This window comes from Leifsonia sp. YAF41 (genome assembly GCF_052113185.1).
Classification (GTDB): domain Bacteria; phylum Actinomycetota; class Actinomycetes; order Actinomycetales; family Microbacteriaceae; genus Cryobacterium.
Genome location: NZ_JBFRCS010000002.1, coordinates 66,412 through 82,741 on the forward strand (window position 1 = coordinate 66,412; position 16,330 = coordinate 82,741).

Annotated in this window: 15 protein-coding genes; 9 read left to right on the forward strand and 6 right to left on the reverse strand. The window is 64.5% G+C overall.

Annotated features, from left to right (window positions below):
- Nucleotides 1-16: 16 nt before the first annotated feature.
- Nucleotides 17-922, reverse strand: a complete 906-nt coding sequence (gene trhO / locus AB4Y63_RS02115) for an oxygen-dependent tRNA uridine(34) hydroxylase TrhO (RefSeq protein ID WP_441789388.1) — start codon at nucleotides 920-922, stop codon at nucleotides 17-19.
- Between the two features lie 184 nt (nucleotides 923-1,106).
- Here trhO and AB4Y63_RS02120 point away from each other — a divergent pair, with 184 nt between their 5' ends.
- Together AB4Y63_RS02120 and AB4Y63_RS02125 are read left to right on the forward strand one after the other, a co-directional pair.
- On the forward strand, nucleotides 1,107-1,649 hold the full coding sequence (locus tag AB4Y63_RS02120; protein ID WP_441789389.1) for a YbhB/YbcL family Raf kinase inhibitor-like protein: 543 nt from the start codon (nucleotides 1,107-1,109) through the stop codon (nucleotides 1,647-1,649).
- 82 nt (nucleotides 1,650-1,731) lie between these two features.
- The gene (locus AB4Y63_RS02125; RefSeq protein WP_441789390.1) at nucleotides 1,732-2,754 is read left to right on the forward strand and encodes an alpha/beta hydrolase; all 1,023 of its coding nucleotides are present in this window, start codon (nucleotides 1,732-1,734) and stop codon (nucleotides 2,752-2,754) included.
- On the opposite strand, the gene AB4Y63_RS02130 is transcribed toward AB4Y63_RS02125, so the two are convergent.
- Nucleotides 2,751-3,389, reverse strand: a complete 639-nt coding sequence (locus tag AB4Y63_RS02130; RefSeq protein WP_441789391.1) for a LysE family translocator — start codon at nucleotides 3,387-3,389, stop codon at nucleotides 2,751-2,753. The two genes, AB4Y63_RS02125 and AB4Y63_RS02130, sit on opposite strands and share 4 nt — an antisense overlap.
- A 173-nt stretch (nucleotides 3,390-3,562) precedes the next feature.
- Between AB4Y63_RS02130 and AB4Y63_RS02135 the strand changes: the two genes are divergently transcribed.
- Both AB4Y63_RS02135 and AB4Y63_RS02140 read left to right on the forward strand, forming a co-directional pair.
- The gene (locus AB4Y63_RS02135; RefSeq protein WP_441789392.1) at nucleotides 3,563-4,717 is read left to right on the forward strand and encodes a bifunctional 2-methylcitrate synthase/citrate synthase; all 1,155 of its coding nucleotides are present in this window, start codon (nucleotides 3,563-3,565) and stop codon (nucleotides 4,715-4,717) included.
- 280 nt (nucleotides 4,718-4,997) lie between these two features.
- Entirely contained in the window at nucleotides 4,998-5,531 is a 534-nt protein-coding gene (locus AB4Y63_RS02140; RefSeq protein ID WP_441789393.1) for a thioesterase family protein, read from the forward strand.
- A 60-nt stretch (nucleotides 5,532-5,591) separates the two neighbouring features.
- Here the strand turns inward: AB4Y63_RS02140 and AB4Y63_RS02145 are convergent, their stop codons facing one another.
- Together AB4Y63_RS02145 and AB4Y63_RS02150 are read right to left on the reverse strand one after the other, a co-directional pair.
- The gene (locus AB4Y63_RS02145; RefSeq protein WP_441789394.1) at nucleotides 5,592-6,098 is read right to left on the reverse strand and encodes an SRPBCC domain-containing protein; all 507 of its coding nucleotides are present in this window, start codon (nucleotides 6,096-6,098) and stop codon (nucleotides 5,592-5,594) included.
- Nucleotides 6,099-6,207: 109 nt separating this feature from the next.
- Nucleotides 6,208-6,879: a TetR family transcriptional regulator gene (locus tag AB4Y63_RS02150; protein WP_441789395.1), complete on the reverse strand. Its 672-nt coding sequence runs from the start codon at nucleotides 6,877-6,879 to the stop codon at nucleotides 6,208-6,210.
- 122 nt (nucleotides 6,880-7,001) lie between these two features.
- Here AB4Y63_RS02150 and AB4Y63_RS02155 point away from each other — a divergent pair, with 122 nt between their 5' ends.
- From AB4Y63_RS02155 to AB4Y63_RS02170, 4 genes are all read left to right on the forward strand, one after another.
- A complete protein-coding gene (locus AB4Y63_RS02155; RefSeq protein WP_441789396.1) occupies nucleotides 7,002-8,651 on the forward strand; it encodes an amidohydrolase in 1,650 nt (549 codons plus the stop codon).
- A 75-nt stretch (nucleotides 8,652-8,726) separates the two neighbouring features.
- Complete coding sequence (locus tag AB4Y63_RS02160; protein ID WP_441789397.1) at nucleotides 8,727-10,238, forward strand: Na+/H+ antiporter NhaC family protein; 1,512 nt, start codon at nucleotides 8,727-8,729, stop codon at nucleotides 10,236-10,238.
- A gap of 205 nt (nucleotides 10,239-10,443) precedes the next feature.
- Nucleotides 10,444-11,313, forward strand: a complete 870-nt coding sequence (locus AB4Y63_RS02165) for an NAD(P)H-binding protein (protein WP_441789398.1) — start codon at nucleotides 10,444-10,446, stop codon at nucleotides 11,311-11,313.
- Nucleotides 11,310-12,242, forward strand: coding sequence for an aminoglycoside phosphotransferase family protein (locus tag AB4Y63_RS02170; RefSeq protein ID WP_441789399.1), 933 nt, complete (start codon nucleotides 11,310-11,312; stop codon nucleotides 12,240-12,242). The genes AB4Y63_RS02165 and AB4Y63_RS02170 overlap by 4 nt, the downstream gene beginning before the upstream one ends.
- Here AB4Y63_RS02170 and AB4Y63_RS02175 read toward each other — a convergent pair.
- On the reverse strand, nucleotides 12,239-14,221 hold the full coding sequence (locus tag AB4Y63_RS02175; protein ID WP_441789400.1) for a bifunctional aldolase/short-chain dehydrogenase: 1,983 nt from the start codon (nucleotides 14,219-14,221) through the stop codon (nucleotides 12,239-12,241). The two genes, AB4Y63_RS02170 and AB4Y63_RS02175, sit on opposite strands and share 4 nt — an antisense overlap.
- 140 nt (nucleotides 14,222-14,361) lie before the next feature.
- Nucleotides 14,362-15,219, reverse strand: a complete 858-nt coding sequence (locus AB4Y63_RS02180) for a GntR family transcriptional regulator (protein ID WP_441789401.1) — start codon at nucleotides 15,217-15,219, stop codon at nucleotides 14,362-14,364.
- Nucleotides 15,220-15,244: 25 nt separating this feature from the next.
- Here AB4Y63_RS02180 and mtnA point away from each other — a divergent pair, with 25 nt between their 5' ends.
- Nucleotides 15,245-16,303: an S-methyl-5-thioribose-1-phosphate isomerase gene (gene mtnA, locus AB4Y63_RS02185; protein ID WP_441789402.1), complete on the forward strand. Its 1,059-nt coding sequence runs from the start codon at nucleotides 15,245-15,247 to the stop codon at nucleotides 16,301-16,303.
- The last annotated feature ends 27 nt before the right edge of the window (nucleotides 16,304-16,330 follow it).

Sequence of the window (16,330 nt, forward strand, 5' to 3'; positions counted from 1 at the left end):
CTCGCGGGAGGGAGAGCTAGAGAGCGACGGCGTGAGCGGCGCACGCCGGGGGAGACGCCTCGACACACGTCGAGCAGACCACGAGCTGCTCGCGGCAGGAGAGATCGCGGCAGTTGAGCATGTTCTTGGTCGGCTCCGCACACACCGCACAGCGGCCGATGACCTCGGTGTTGTCGCTGAAATCGACAGACATCCGCTGGTCGAAGACGTAGAGCGAGCCGTCCCAGAGGCCGCCGTCGCCGTAGGCCTCGCCGTAACGCACGATTCCGCCGTCGAGTTGGTAGACCTCGTCGAATCCGCGGGACTTCATCAGCCCGCTGAGAACCTCGCAGCGGATGCCGCCGGTGCAGTAGGTGACGACGGGCTTGTCTTTGAGGTGGTCGTATTTCCCGCTGTCGAGTTCGGCCACGAAGTCGCGTGTGGTGGCAACATCCGGAACCACCGCGTTCTTGAACTTGCCGATCTCGGCCTCGAACGCGTTGCGGCCGTCGAAAAAGACGACGTCGTCGCCGCGCTCGGCGACGAGTTCGTGCAGTTCGGCGGGGGCCAGCTTCGTGCCGCCACCGCGCACGCCCGTGTCATCGACCTGCAGCTCGCCGGGAGCTCCGAAACTGACGATCTCATCTCGGACTTTGACGACCAGACGCGGAAAGTCGAGGCTGAGTCCGGCCTCGTCGAGCCCGGTGCCTTCGCTCCACTTGAAATCGATGTTCTTGAATGCCGGGTAGTCGCGGGTCTTGCGCACATAGCGCTTGAGCGCGGGCAAGTCGCCGCCGAGGGTTCCGTTCAGGCCATCCTTCGAGATCAGGATGCGTCCGCGCAGGCCCAGTCCCTCACAGAGGTCGCGCTGCCAGAGTCGCACGGCGTCGGGGTCGGCGAGGGGCACGAACACGTAATAGAGCAGAATCTTCGGGATGGCCACCCCGTCATTTTACGTGGCGCTGCCTGGGTGCCGGCGGGACGCATCCTCTCTGTCGTTCGCGCCCGTATTCGCCCCGCGAGTTGTCAGAGATAGCCCCTTGGCTTGTGCGGAAGAGGCGATCTCCGGCAACTCGCGACCTGGCGGAGGTTCTGGCCTAGGCTGCTGGCTAAGTAGGAGGTTGACAATGACCGATACAGACCCGCTCGCCCGATTCGGCGTGGTGCCACTCTTCAGTCTCACGAGCAGCGACCTGACCGACGGGCAACCGTTGGCGACCGCTCAGTACGGTGCGGGGTCCGGTGGAGAGGATCGATCCCCGGAGCTGAGTTGGTCGGGGTTCCCGGCGGCCACGAAGAGCTTCGCGCTCACCGCCTATGACCCGGATGCGCCGACCGGGTCGGGATTCTGGCACTGGGCGGTTTTCAACATTCCAGTCTCGGTGACAGCGCTGGCTGCCGGCGCCGGCAGCCCGAGAAGCCGACTGCTTCCCGCCGAGGCGACGACCCTCCCGAACGAGACGCGACAGAGCAGCTTCGTCGGGGCCGGCCCACCGGAGGGAACCGGGGTGCACCGCTACCAGTTCATCGTGCATGCGGTGGACGTGCCCCGCCTTCGGATCGATCCAGAGTCGACGCCCGCCGTCTTGGGGTTCAATCTGCACTTTCATACGCTTGCCCGTGCGGTGCTGACCGGAACCGGGGAATTCAGCCCGCGCCGCGGTCGCTGAACCGCGCCGGTCGCCGCCGTTCCCAGCTTCAGCGGGGTCTCCTCTCAGCGCCTGCACGGATGCGAGTCGTATTGTTGAGGGAATGTCAGAAATGCTTCTCGCCCCACTCCTTGCTCCCGCAGCACCCCGCACTCCGTCAAAGTGGACGGGTTTGTCCCGGGTTCCGGTGTGGGCGTGGAAGGCACTGATGCTGCGGCTTGAGCCCGGAGAACTGCACAAGTTCAACGCGGAGCCGATCGACACCGTCGACTACCACTTCGACATCGACTACGTGGGTGACGGCATCCGTGATCACAAGCTTGACGTTCTGGTTCCGCACGATCTGACCGAGCCGCTTCCCGTCTACATCTACTTTCACGGCGGTGGCTGGACGTCGGGCGACAAGGCCCCACTCACCAAGTACGCCGCCAGCCAGGCGCAGGACGGCATGGTCGTCGTCAACGTCAACTACCGCATGGCCGGCCGCTTTCACTTCAAGCACATGCTCGAAGACGGAAACTCGGTGCTCGACTGGGTGGCGCGTAACATCGCCGAGTTCGGTGGGGACGCCACGCGCATCATCCTCGGCGGAGACTCGGCCGGCGGGCACATCGCCGCGCTCCTGACCGCGACGGCCTTCGACGACGACCTCGCGGCTCACTACGACATCCGCCCGCAGGTCGACAAGCAGCACCTGCGCGGACTCGTGCAGCACTGCAGCATGGCCGACTTCTCGGTGATCTTCGACCGCGGCTTCATCCTCAGTCGCAATTTCTTGCGGATGCTGATTCCGGGCGGCGGTCGCGGACAGTCGCTGAAGGCGGCCTCCCGGTTCTTGTCCCCGATCGAATGGCTCGACAAGGGATTCCCTCCCGTGTTCCTGACCACATCGGAACGAGACTTCTTCTATCAGTCGAACATGAACTTCGTCGAGGCGATGCGCCGGCGTGCGCTTCCTATCGACACCTTGATCTACTCGCGCGACCGGGTGAATGCCAAGCACACCTGGCAGCAGGATTCGAAGCATCCTGAATCGCAGGAGGTCTACCGGCGTCTCGGCGCCTTCGTGCGTCGTGTGGCCGCCGGCCCCACAGCTGCGTTGTCGACCGCCGCGCAGCCGGCCTAGGACTTCGCGCCGGTCACGGCCAGCACGCCACCGAGGCCGATCATCATGACGCCGCCGGTCGCCGAGAGGCCTTCCATGCGCTTCGGTGATTTGGCGAACCAGTCGCGTGCGGAGCCGGCGGCCAGCGCCCAGACGCTGTCGCCCAGCAGGGCGAGCACGACGAAGACGAGCCCCAGCGTTGCAAGCTGCATCGGCACGGCGCCGGCCTGGTAGTCGACGAACTGCGGCAGCACGGCCACGAAGAAGACTAGTGACTTGGGGTTGGTCACGCCGACCACGAACCCTTCGGCGAGCAAACGCCACTTCGACTTGCGGGTCACGCTGACCCCGATATCGGTGGCGGCCGTGCGTCGGTGGCGAATGGCCTGCACTCCGAGGTAGACGATGTAGGCGGCACCGGCGAACTTGATGATCGTGAAGAGCACGATCGATTGGGTGACGATCACGCCGAGACCGAGCGCAACGGCAGCGACAGCGGGCAGCAGGCCGAGCGCATTGCCGAGCACACTGAGAAAGCCGCCGATGCGGCCGAGAGCCAACGAGCGCCCGATCACGAAGAGCACTGACGGGCCGGGAAGCGCGATGAGCGCGATGGATGCCAGTGAAAAGGCCAGAAGGTTGGTCAAGGGAACCATGGCAGAACGTTACTCCACCTTCGGATTCTCGTCACGCATCCTCTCCGCTCGGGACCTTCTCAGAAATCGAGCATCGCCAAGTCGCGCCGGAACTGCTTGACTGGCGTTTCGAGTACCGCTGTCATTGACGCAGTCGTCAGTGGCGATGATCGTCTCGAGAGTGAGGGGAGATCATGACCAACGTCACGACCGACGACGCCGCCCAGCCGGTGATCTACAAAGGGTTGGCCGGTGTTCCGGTTGACTACACCGCGATCTCCAAGGTGAATTCCGAGACGAATTCGCTGCTCTACCGCGGCTACGCCGTGCAGGATCTCGCGGCGAACTGCAGTTTCGAGGAGGTGGCCTACCTGCTCTGGCAGGGGGAACTCCCCGATGAGCGGCAGCTGGCCGAGTTCGAGACCCGTGAGCGAACGCTCCGGCACCTGGACCACGTGGTGCGCCGGGTGATCGACGAACTTCCGACGACAGCGCATCCGATGGACGTCTTGCGCACCGCGGTCAGCGTGATCGGTGCGCGTGACCCCTCTGCAGCGGATGCTTCGCCCGAGGCCAACCTGGACAAGGCGATGCGTCTCTACGCCCAGTTGCCGTCCATCGTGGCCTACGACCAACGGCGTCGTCATGGCCTGGATCTGGTCGAGCCGCGTGATGACCTCAGCTATTCGGCGAATTTTCTCTTCATGGTCTTCGGTGAAGTCGCCGATCTCGAGGTGGTGAACGCCTTCGATGTGTCGATGATTCTCTATGCCGAGCACTCGTTCAACGCCTCCACCTTTACCGCCCGCGTGATCACCTCGACACTGTCCGACCTCTACTCAGCCGTGACCGGTGCGATCGGTGCGCTCAAGGGCCCCTTGCACGGTGGCGCGAACGAGGCGGTCATGCACACCTTCGAGGAGATCAAGACTGCCGACCGGGTGAGCGCCTGGCTCGACGACGCCCTCGCGAACAAGCACAAGATCATGGGCTTCGGCCACCGGGTGTACAAGCACGGTGACTCTCGAGTGCCGACCATGCGAGCCTCGATGGAGTCGATGCTTGTGCACTTCGACCGCCCCGATTTGCTCGAGCTTTATGTCGAGTTGGAGGCCGAAATGGGCGCGCGCAAGAACATCCAGCCCAATCTTGACTACCCGGCAGGGCCGACTTATCACGTGATGGGATTCGACACTCTGACCTTCACCCCGCTCTTCGTCGCGAGCCGGGTGGTCGGCTGGACCGCGCACGTGATCGAGCAATTGGCCGCCAACGCGTTGATTCGCCCGCTGTCGGTCTACAACGGGGTGCCGCAGCGGGAGTTGCCGGCTCGGGAACGGCAGGAGTAGGCGGGCCACCGTCGCGGCCGCGATGCCGGCGTGCGGAATCCCGCTGGGCGTGCGGGATGGTGCACGCCAGCGGGGATTCCCCACGCCCAGTCGAGTCACGGCATCGAGGTCGCCGGCGGTGAGGTCTCGACAGACTCGACCGCCGCCGCCGTTGTCGAGACCCTGCAATTCCGTGGGCGACGCACGGCGGATGTCTGTGGCAGACGGCAAGAGACGTGCCGTCTGCGAGCGCTGGCCCTAGCATCGCAGGGTGCATATGTTCTTCCGAACCCTCCTTCACATGTTCCTCTCGCGATTCGGCCCGCGCCTGGGCCGCTACGACGTCGCCCGCACCAAGTTCGTCACCCTGCCCACCGACCAGGACATCCTGCGCCACATGAACAACGGCGTGTACCTGTCGATCATGGACGTCGCCCGCTTCGACATGCTGATGCGCAACGGCGTCTGGGATATTTTCAAGCAGCGCGGCTGGTACCCGGTCGTGGTCAGCGAGACGATCAGTTTTCGGAAGTCTTTGCAGATGTGGCAGAAGTTCACCATCGAGTCGCGCATCCTCGGCTACGACGCGAAGGCCGTCTACGTCGAGCATCGTTTCGTGCGCCCGGATGCCGACGGCAAGCCCGAGATCTATGCGCAGGGTTTCATCCGTGGCCGGTTTCTGAAGCGCGGCGGCGGAGTCGTCACGATCGACGAACTTCTCGAGGCGGTCGGCGAACCGCCCGAGGCCGTGACGGTTCCGGAATGGCTGCTCGAGTGGAGCGATGATGTCACATTGCCGCCGACGCGTGCCGCGGCGCCGAGCGTCTGGAACTAGGCCCGTCTGGAACTAGGCCCGTCTGGAACTAGGCCCGTCTGGAACTAGGCCCGTCTGAAACTAGGCCGACTTGCTCGGAACGATGAGCTCCTTGTAGTACTGCGCATGGGCCGGGTAGTAGTGCTCCCACTCGGGCAGCGGCGCACCGGCCCTGGCCGCAATAAGCCGGTCGAGGTAGTAATCCCAGCCCGGTCCGACCGTCGCGGCCTCCGCTGGGGTGCGCAGTCGCTGACCGAGGGTCAGGGTGGTCATATGGGCGCCTTCAACCAGATGCACCAGCAGCCGCCAGGCGTCATCCCCGGTGCCGATGTCGCACGAGAAGCGGTGCGGCGCGTCGCACTCCAGAATGCTCACATACTCCCAGGTGGCATCGTCTTCAGCGGTCATCAAGAATTTGACGGCCCCCGTGATCGGGGAGCCCGTGTACGTTCCGATCCACTTCTCGAGCTCAGCCGGATGGGTCACGCTCCACCAGACATCCTCGATCGGTGCCTGAAACAACCGGTCGAGCATGAGATAGAGCCCATCGGGGCGGTGGGACAGGCGTCCGGTTGGCTTGGTTGACATTGCGACCTCCACAGTGAGCGGAACACGAGTCGACTCTGCGGTCGACTACTTCGAGGCTAAGCCTCTTTGCCCGGCGGGGCCAGAGAAATCGTCCGTGTGCGGTGAGCCGTCAGGAGTGAATCGCGGCCAGTCGCATCCGCAAGCCGGCGACGAAGACCTCCAGGCCCAGCTCGAAGGATGCATCGGCGACCGATATCTGCCGACCCGCGGCCCGCACTCGACGCGATTGTTCGGCCGCGGCGAAAACCGGGGCGGCCGCCGCGAGGGCACCAGGACTCATGTTGTCGGCCGGGGCGAGGGCGTCGAGCGCCGAGCCGATCGCGAATGACTCGAGCGCCACCAGAATCGTGACGATCTCGTGCTCCGGCCAGCCGGCCGCGAGGAACGAGGTGCTGATTGTCTCGTAGTTCGAGACCGATTCCGATTCGCCGTCGATGGGCATCGTCGCGAGCAGGTCGATGCTGGCCGGGAAGGAGAGCATTGCAGCACGGTAAGAGCGCGCCCACGGAATGATCGCGGCGTCCCAGCTGTCTGCAATGAAGCCGGTGACGTCGAGCTGAGAGGCGAGACGGCTTCGCATGGCCTTGATCACCGCGTCTTTGTTGGCGAAGTAGTGGTAGAGCGCCGGGGTCTTCACACCCAGATTGGCGGCCAACCGAGTGAGCGTGAAGCCATCGGGTCCGGCCTCGCGCACCACGTCGAACGCGGCGTCGACAATCTGTTCGGTGCTGAGCAACGCCGTTTTCGGGCGGCCGGCCCGGCGGCTGACGATTTCTGGCACGGTGCTCCGGTCGTAGGGATTGTGCTGTTAGGGTAAATCTAATTTAACTCGATTAAATAACTACTTCCAGGGCGGCAGTAGCGACCGGCCGCGAGAGTGCACGTCGAAAGGCTTTGAATCCCATGCGCACGTCATTCGCCGACACCATCCTCGTCAATGCTAACGTCGTCACCCTCGCCGCCGGCCGGCCGAGCGCCGACGCCATCGCCGTGCGCGCGGGGCGCATCATCGCCGTCGGGGACGCGGCAACTCTGGCCGAGTACCGGGGCGCTTCGACAACGGTGACCGACCTCGGCGGGCGCACCGTCACCCCGGGCTTGATCGACGCCCACTTGCATCCGATTCAGGGCATCGAGCTGGCCGCCGGAGTCGACTTCGGCGGGGTTCGCGACCCGCAGGTCTTCCTGGCCGGGCTGCGTGAGGCGGCCGAACGCGCACAGGCCGAGCGTGCCCAGGGTGGCGCCGGTTGGGTGCGCGGCTGGAACCTCGACTACGACCTGTTCAGCACACTGCCGCTGACCGCGGCAGCCATCGAGGATGCCGTACTCGGCCTGCCGACCCTGCTCATGTTCTTCGACGGACACACCGCACTCGCCAGCCGCGCAGGCCTGCACCGGGCCGGCATCACCGGCGCCCGGAGCTTCACCGACACCTCAGAAATCATCGTCGACTCGGCTGGTGTTCCGACTGGCGAGCTGCGCGAGGACTCGGCCTTCGACCTCGTGCTCAAGGCGGCGCCCGCCCTCACCACCGCACAGACCGCCGACCGGGTGCGGGAGATCTTCGGCCAGCTCGGCGCATCCGGCGTCACCGGCGGCTGCATCATGGACGGCAACCGGGCCTCGCTTGACCTGCTTGACGAGGTGGATTCGAGCGGCGCCGGATTGCCGCTCCGCATCGTCTCGGCGCTCGCCCACAACCCGGGCTACGACGAAGAGCGCACCCAGGACTACCTGTCGATGCGAGACCGAAGCGGTGCCCGTTGGCGCGGCGGCCTGATCAAGCTCTTCAATGACGGCGTCATCGACACCGGAACCGGCTGGCTCTACGAACCCGACACCCAGGGTGAGGGGCTCGTGTCGTTCTGGCAGGACCCGACGGAGTTCGACCGGGTAGTGCGGCGCTACAGCGAGGCCGGCTTCCAGATCGCCACCCACGCCATCGGCGACCGGGCCATCGGCACGACCATCGACGCCTACCTGGCGGCAGGCGTGCACTCGGGTCGCGCACCGCACCGCATCGAGCACCTCGAGTGCACGGCAGACCGTGATCTGGCGCGGATGGCGGCGGCCGGCATCACGGCGTCCGTTCAGCCCCTGCACCTGCAGTGGCGAAAGGCCGATGCCTCCGACGCCTGGGCCGCCCGATTGGGGCCGGAGCGTGCGGCGAAGGCCTGGCGAGTGCGCGACATGATCGATGCCGGTGCGCTCGTGGCGCTCGGCTCTGACTGGCCCGTCGCCCAGCTGGACTCCCGGATCGGCATGGCCTGGGCTCGCCTGCGCCGCACGCCGGGCCGGCCCGACGCCCCGGTTTTCGAGCCGGAGCAGGTGCTCACCGCCACCGAAGCCTTGCTGGGCTACACCGCCTGGGCCGCCGAGGCTCAGGGCGACCACGACCTCGGGCGTATCGCGCCCGGTTTCGCCGCAGATTTCGCCGTGTGGGACGACAACCCGCTCACGGTGTCCGCAGATGAGCTGCTCGACGTGCCCGTGCACGCGACCCTGGTGAACGGCACAACTGTTTACCGGGCCGACGACGCAGATCTGGCGTAGCAAGCCCCGCGAAGGTCGTGCCCCAGGGGCGTGGCCTTCGTGGCTCCCCTCTTTCAACTCGATCAAAGGTGACTCATGGATGGATTTGGTGCGCTGTCGCTCCTTCCCGTTGTTTGTGTTCTCGTCGTTGCCGTGCTCACGCGGCGCACCCTGTTGGCCATGATCTGCGGAACCGCGGTAGGCAGCATCATCCTCGGCGGCTTCGGCTTCTTCGACTCCTGGGTGGAGTACGTCGGCAAGTCGCTCAGCGATGAGACGCTGCAGTGGTTGCTGACCGTGATCGTGCTGTTCGGCATCCTGATCACACTGTTCGAGCGTTCCGGCGCCGTCGGCGACTTCGCCCGGTGGACCGAACGCTTCGTCAACAGCCGGCGCAAGTCGCTCGTGCTCACCTGGTTGCTCGGCGTGGTCATGTTCGTCGATGACTACCTCAACGCGCTGGCCGTGGGCACCTCGATGAAGGGAATCACCGACCGCTACAAGGTTCCGCGCACGATGCTCGGCTTCTTGGTGAAGTCGACGGCCGCACCGATCTGCGTGCTCGTGCCGTTCTCCACCTGGGCGATCTTCTTCTCCGGCCTGCTCGAAGCCGAGGGCGTGACCGTCGACGGCTCGGGCTTCGGCGCGTACCTGCAGGCGATCCCGTTCATCTTCTTCGGCTGGATCATGCTGCTGATCGGCTTCCTGGTTTCGATCGGCGCCTTCCCGCTTCTCGGTTCGGTGCGCAAGGATTCCGCCCGAGCTGCCACGACCGGCGACGTGTTCCCCGAGTCGATGACCGCTGAGGAGCGGACCGAGAAGCTTGGCACTGACCTGGCCGGCACGGATGCCGATGGCTTCACGCCGCAGCCGGTGACGGTCGGCGCCGGGTCAAGTTCGCACTCTGCTGACGGCGTCGCGCCCGAATCGGGACCGGCGACGAGCACGCTGACCGTCTCACACACAACCGGTGCCGGGGCATCCCGCAAGCCGATGCCCTACAACTTCTTGATCCCGATCATCACGATGATCGCCGTCACCATCCTGACCGAGGTCGACGTGCTGAAGGGCACGACCGCTGCGCTTCTCGTGGCAATCGTGCTCTACGTGGTGCAGCGCAAAATGAGCCTCAAGCAGATCTTCGAAGCCGCCTATGCGGGCGTCGCCAGCATGCTCTTCGTGATCTTGCTTTCGGTGCTGGCCTTCATGGTACAGAAGATGAACATCGACCTCGGTCTGGCCGACTTCGTGATCGAGTCGACCGAACCGTTCATGAGCGGCGCATTCCTGCCTGCCGTCGTGTTCTTGGTCTGCGGGGTCTATGCCTACGCCACCGGCTCGTTCTGGGATCTCGCCGCCGTGATCACGCCCATCGTGATCCCGCTCGCACTGGCGATGGACGTCGACCCGATCCTCGCCGCCGCCGCCATCTTCTCCGGTGCGGCCCTCGGCAGCACGACCTGCCTCTACGGCGACGGCATCATCCTCACCTCGAAGGCCGTCGGGCTCAAGCCGCTGAACCTGATGACGGCGATCCTGCCGTATGCAGGCATCGCGGCCGGGCTGTCGTTCGTGCTCTATCTCGTGGTGGGAGTGATCTCCTTCTAATGTCTCGGCGATTGAGGAGGCCCGCCACGACGGGGCCTTCTCTTCGCCGAGCTTGACAGTTGCGGTCGAGTTTGCCTGGCACACCGGGGCAACTCGACCGCAACGGTCAAAGTCGGCGAGGCTTACGCGGCGAATGTTCGACGAGATCAGGAATCTTCCGGGCTGCCAGGCGTTGGGTGTGATGATCCCCTTCGAAAGGAACCCCATGACAGTTGTCGTCACCGGAGCCACAGGCCAGCTCGGTCGTCTCATCGTCGAATCGCTTCTCGCCCGTGGAGCAGAGCCGACAAGCATCGTGGCGGCCGGACGCCAGGCCGACAAGCTTGCCGCACTGGCCGAACTCGGGGTCGCGACGGCGAGCATCGACTACTCCGACGAGGCGAGCTTGGCCGCAGCATTCGCCGGTGCCGACACCGTGATGCTGGTCTCCGGCAGCGAGCTGGGCCAGCGCGTTGCTCAGCACGCCGCAGTGATCGCTGCAGCGGAAGTGGCCGGAGTCCGCCGCATCGTCTACACGAGCGCACCGCAGGCCGACACCTCCACCCTCGTCCTGGCCCCCGAGCACAAGGCGACCGAAGCACTGATTCGGGCCTCGGGTCTTGACTTCACCATCTTGCGCAACGGCTGGTATTCCGAAAACTACCTCGGCATGCTCGACCAGTCCGACGCCAGCGGTGAGATCGCCGTGAGCGTTGGTGACGGCCGGGTCGCCAGCGCCAGCCGGGCGGACTATGCGGATGCTGCGGCGGTTGTGCTTCTCGGCGAGGGCCACGGCGGTGCCGTCTACGAGCTCTCGGGAGACGTGGCCTGGAACTTCAGCGACCTCGCCGCCGCATTCAGCGACATCCTCGGGCGCGACATTCCGTTCCGAGCAATCAGCACGGACGAGCACATCGACGAGATGACGGCCGCCGGTCTGCCGCCAGAAGCCGTGCAGTTCATCGCGGTTCTCGACGCCAACATCCGTGACGGCGTGCTCGCCGAGACCTCGGGTGACCTCGCCCGGCTGATCGGTCGACCGACGACGCCGCTCCTGCAGGGCCTGCGTACGGCCAGAGGCATACTGGTCGGATGAGCCCTGCCGCAGTCCCGTCTGGCCTGAGTCTTCTCGATCCCGCGTTCGAACGCTGGGATCTGACGCCGGACGGGACGCCGTTCACGACGCCCAGCAGCCTGCTCGCGCCGGTGCGCCGTGCCGACGGCACCCCGGCCATGCTCAAGCGGGCCCTCGTGGCGGAGGAGGAGCGCGGCAATCGGGTGATGGTGTGGTGGAGCGAGGCTGCAGGGCGTGCGGGCCCTGAAACCGGGACTGGCCCCGGGGCCGCAGCGGTGCTCGAACACGACGATGCGATCATTCTGCTTGAGCGGGCGACGGGCACACGCTCGTTGGCAGCAATGGCCGAAGCCGACGGCGACGCTGACGAGATGGCCACGCGTATCCTGTGCCGAACCATTTCTCGACTGCATGCGATTTCTCGCCCGGTGCCGTACGGCCTGTCGCATGGCCTGCCGACTCTGGCCGAGTGGTTCAGGGACCTCTTGGTCCACGGGGAACAGCGCGGTGGTTTCTGCGCGCGGGCGGCTGCCGACGCACGGGTTCTGCTCGCTGAGCAGCGGGAGAGCGTTGTGCTGCACGGCGATGTTCACCACGGCAACGTGCTCGATTTCGGCGACGCGAGATGGTTGGCAATTGACCCCAAGGGAATCGTCGGCGACCCGATCTTCGACTACCTCAACCTGTTTTGCAACCCGACTTCTCGTGTGGCTGAGCGGCCGGGCCGGTTGGCGCGGCAGCTGTCGGTGGTGGCGGATGCCACGGTGTACGACGCTGACACCCTGCTGCGCTGGCTGATCGCCTGGTGCGCGCTCTCAGCGACCTGGTTCGAACTCGACAGCCGGCCGGCCGATCACGTGCTGGCGGTGGGAGCAGAGGCGGAGCGGTTGCGCGGTCGGCCACGTTTTCACACTGATTCCCGACCGCGACCGCCCCGCGACTTGATTTAGATCACGCGCTCGTTGCCGCCATCAATGGGGACATTCGCACCGGTCGTTGCGCGAAATGTCGTGGAGCAGAGTTCGGCTACAGCGTGTCCGACATCACGACTCGTGATTTCCAGATGGAGCAGGTTGCGTCGCTTGTACTCCGACTCGGTCATCCCGTACTTCGAGGCTCGCTCGGCAAGCAGCTCTGGAGTCCAGAGCCCGGTGTCGAAAACCGCATCGGGATGCACGAGATTCACACGGATGCCGTCGGGAGCCCACTCCAGCGCTGCCACGCGTGCTAATTGCGCAGCGGCGGTCTTGCTCGCTGAGTACGCGGAGGCTCCCGGGCCGGGAGCTGCCACGTTCTTCGACGCAATCAGCACAACCCGTCCGCCGTGGGGCGCAGCGGCCAGATAGGGGTGCACGAGTGCAAAAAGTCGCGCAACGGCTGTCGTATTCACGCTGAAACTGCGCAGCCAGGACTCATCTTCGAGTGCGGCAATGGGTGCGCTCTTCGCGAAGATTCCTGCGGCAGGGACCACGATATCGATTCCGCCGAAGCGACGGACTCCCCGGTCGATTGCTGCTCGAAGCTGGTCAATGGACGAGACATCCGCTTGGATCCCGAGCCAGCTCGGGGAATTGAAAGCCTCGCCCACGTCCGCATTCAGATCAAGGCCGATCACAGCGGCGCCCTGAGCAAGGAGAACCTCTGCACAGGCGCGCCCGATGCCGGATGCGGCCCCGGTCACGAGCGCGATCTCGCCCTGGAATCGCTTAGCTGGACCACTGAGTCGCAACTTGGCTTGCTCAAGTTCCCAGTACTCGACGTCGAAGATGTCTCCGGCGGGAAGAGCTTGGTAGCCGTCTTGCCGTTCCGCGGCATCGATGATGTCCATCGTGTGCAGGTAGATGTCTGCGGTGATCGCCGTTTCGGTCACCGAACCGCCGAGAGTCACCAAACCCCACTCCGGATCGAGAACGACGCGAGGGGCGGAGTCCAATGCGGTCAGGGCGACGCCTCTCCGAGAACTGTTCTGGGCGAAGTACTCCTTGTACTCGGCGGCATAGCTGTCGAGGTCGCGTCCGATCAGCGGAATGCGCTTAGTGCGGATCACGTGATCGGGCGTTGCGGGGCCGCGGGTCGCCTTCTCAGACACGTCCGGGGCGCTGGCAAAGTCCCGGGCGCGCGGCGAAGGCGTCTGGCTCACGATCACCGGGCGCCCAACGATCCGGCTGGCTGCCGCGCGGAACTGCGCGAGATCGAGCGGTTCGCCGGGAAGTAGATCGCGAGATTCGGGGCCGGCCGGCACAGCTGATGCAGTGAAAGCGGAGTGCCTCTCAGCCATATCGATAAATTCGATATGACGAGAGTATGCCTCTTCGGTGGTTTCCCCGACGGTGAAGAGACCGTGGTTGAGCAGCACCATCCCCTCGGTACGGGAAGTCGAGAGACGCGGCCAGAGATCTGCCGCCAGCCTAGCCAAATCGAATCCGGGCATAACATAGGGCACGACGATGACGCGGTCGCCGTAGAGCTCCTCGACGGCGGACTGGCCCTCGGGCTGATTCATAAGCGCGACGAGGGCATCGGCGTGCGAATGCAGCACCACTCTCGCCGGAAGCAGGGCATGCAGCAGGGCTTCGACCGAAGGATCTGGGGCAGCGGAATCCATGCTTGCTTGGCGGAGCTCGTTCATCATTTGTGTGTCGGTCAGGTGAGGAACGGTGAGTAGTTGTGCCAAGCGCTCGCGCCGGAGCGGTGCGAAGCCCGCTCGCTCAATTGACGCCAGGTCCCATCCACTGCCTTTGACGTACAGCACGTCGACGGTGTCGCCGGTGACGTCGCGCGTCTGAGCCTTGATGGACGTGTTGCCGCCGCCATGAAGAACGAGGGCGGGATCGGAGCCGAGCAAGCGGGAAACATGGACGATTTCATCGACTGCGTCAGGTGTCGCATCAACGGGAGTTGGGGGCGCAGCATTCCAGCGATTCTGCATGTGTGGCTTCCTCGGCATTCATCAGGTCAGTGGTCAGTTGTCTGACAAGTGTTACATACGAAGGAAAGATTGCGCGCACCGACGATCCCGCAATCGGACGATGGCGCCGACGGCGGCGGGGAGGGGGTGGTGAGGTCCGTCTAATTCGTGCGCTTGAGGAGGAACGCGTAGGCGCCCTCGACGAAGTAGCTCCGGGAATACCCGAGCAATCGACCGTCTTCTGCGTACTGGAGCTGGTCGAGCAGGATGAAAAGTGTATGCTCGCCGCTGCCGGGTCCCCAGCCGATTTTTCGCGACTCGACGGCGTGCACTTCGGCGATGCCGAGACTGGCGTGGAAGCCCAGCTGATTTTCGAAATAGGCGAAGATTGATCCCTCGAGCTCGAGCGGATCGAATTCCGGGCCGAATATTGACAGCGGCAACAGGTCGAACGAGTACGCCACAACCTCGCCATCTGCTGTGATTTTGCGGCGAAGTTCGAGTACCTGGGTCCCGGCGGGAACCGACATCTTGATGGCTTCGTCGGGGCTCACGGCGCGGACTACACGCCGCGCATACTCCATCCCCGGCTCCTTGCCGCTGGCGCGAATGGAGTCTGAGATGGACCCCATTTTCTCGAGGCCATCCCTCACATAGGGGATTGAGCGCACATAGGTGCCGAGGCCTTGTCGCGTGTGCACGAGCCCGGTGACGTCAAGTTCTTTGACCGCCGAGCGAACCGTCGCACGTGAGACGCCGAACTCCTCGCAGAGCTGTGCCTCAGTGGGAAGTCGGGAGCCCGGAGGGTACTCGGCATTGTCGATCCGCGCCTTGATTGAGTCCACGATCTCACTGGCCAGGCTCGGCCGAGATCTTTTCGTTACTTTATTCACCTTGACACCCTTGTCTGTTGTCTGACAACCTACAGGAACGGTGAACGAAGCCGTCCACTCTTCTTCGCTATCCATTTGTAGCGCAGATTCGCGTTGGCAGCGTGACAAGCCGACGTCGACACCCATTTTGAGAGAAAGATCGTGACCGATAGTGCGTGCAATCGATTGGAAGTCGTCTGAGAACGGCAATCCGGCAGAGATCGTCCTTCTCGATCAGACCCTCCTGCCCGCAGAGGTGACAACGCTGCGCATCCAGACGATCGACCAGCTGATCGACGCCATCCAACGGCTTGCCGTCCGCGGGGCTCCGGCCCTGGGCGTTGCGGGAGCGATGGGGGTGGCGCTGGCGATCCAGAACAGCGATGAACACATCGCCCACGCAGATATCGCACGGTTGCGTGAGGCTCGTCCGACAGCGGTGAACCTGGCCTGGGGAGTTGACCGGGCGATGAAAGACGCCGCCCGAGGGCTCGATGCAGTCATTGCCACTGCTTTGAAGATCCGCGATGAGGATGTCGCGGCTTCGCAGGCGATGGCCGTTGCGGGGTTCGAGCTGCTGGCCGAATTGCTCCCGCAGAAGGCCGAGTCAGGGCTCACCCTGATGACCATCTGCAACACTGGATCCCTGGCCGCCGTTGAACGCGGAACCGCTCTGGGCGTCGTCGAAGAGGCTTTTCGTCGAGGCAAATTAATCAACGTTCTGGCTTGCGAGACCCGGCCATTGTTCCAAGGCGCCCGTCTCACGGCATGGGAGCTCAGCAACATGGGTGCTCCGCATCAGACGATTGTTGATTCGGCAGCCAACTTCATCATGTCTCAAGGCGGCATCGACGCTGTGCTCGTCGGTGCCGACCGAGTCACGGCCAACGGCGATGCCGCGAACAAGATCGGCACCTTCTCGCTCGCCCTCGGGGCCCGGTTCGCCGGAATCCCGTTCATTGTTGTGGCGCCGGAATCCACGATTGACCGCGATACCGCGACGGGGAGTTCGATCGTCATCGAAGACCGGGGTACTGACGAAGTCGTGGTCATTAACGGCAAACGGATGTCCCCAGTGGGCACCACGGCGATCAACCCGGCCTTCGACGTCACACCGGCCTCGCTCATCACGGCGATTGTCACCGAGCGCCGAATCATTAGACCTTCCCATGGCGAATCGCCAGCTGACGCCCTTGCACAGCAAAATGGCGCGATGGGAATTGCCCTGTAGTCACCACCGTGTGATCACGACTCCGTG